Origin of the sequence: Rhodopirellula maiorica SM1, assembly GCF_000346295.1 — a bacterium.
GTDB lineage: Bacteria > Planctomycetota > Planctomycetia > Pirellulales > Pirellulaceae > Novipirellula > Novipirellula maiorica.
Map to the genome: position 1 here is coordinate 1 of NZ_ANOG01000096.1, position 555 is coordinate 555.

1 protein-coding gene is annotated in these 555 nt (G+C 56.4%); it reads right to left on the minus strand.

Translation table 11 applies throughout. The annotated features are described in order from the left end of the window. A partial coding sequence (locus RMSM_RS02790) for a transposase (RefSeq protein ID WP_008691282.1) occupies positions 1 to 555 on the minus strand: 555 nt, incomplete at both ends.

Below are 555 nucleotides of genomic sequence, written 5' to 3' on the forward strand. Positions count from 1 at the left end.
CTGTGCATCGTTTTGCTCCAGCTTGGTTTGTCTTCCACGTAGATCATCTCCAAACTGCCACCGCATTCGAGACACTCTCTTTCGGGTGTTTCGCTTGGGTCGAGATCTTCTGTTGTGTCATCTTCCACTGGACAGTTCCGCAGCTCACGACACGATTCCATGTAGTCGCCGCAGTGTCGATTGCTCCAGCCACCATAGCGCCGCGTTTTCACGTAGCCTCGCGGCAGGATGTGAAGCGACCAACGACGCACGAACTCGACACCGCTCAGCGGAACGGGAACTTGCTTGCGGTCGCCTCCTCGCGTCGTTCCCCCTCTCGCCATGAACGTCACCGTGCCATCCTCATGCGAGAGCAGTCGCCGGTCGGAAATCGGGCCGCCAGTCAGATAGCGAGCTAGGTACTTCAACATCGTTTGTGAATCGCAATCACTCGGCGGAGGCGGTTGAATGTTTAACCCCCACGCGACACTGGCAAGTTTCTCTAGCAGCTTCTCGAAGTCATCCTCATTGTTCAGCTCGACGAACTCACCCGTCAACTTCAGCTCACCTCGTGCA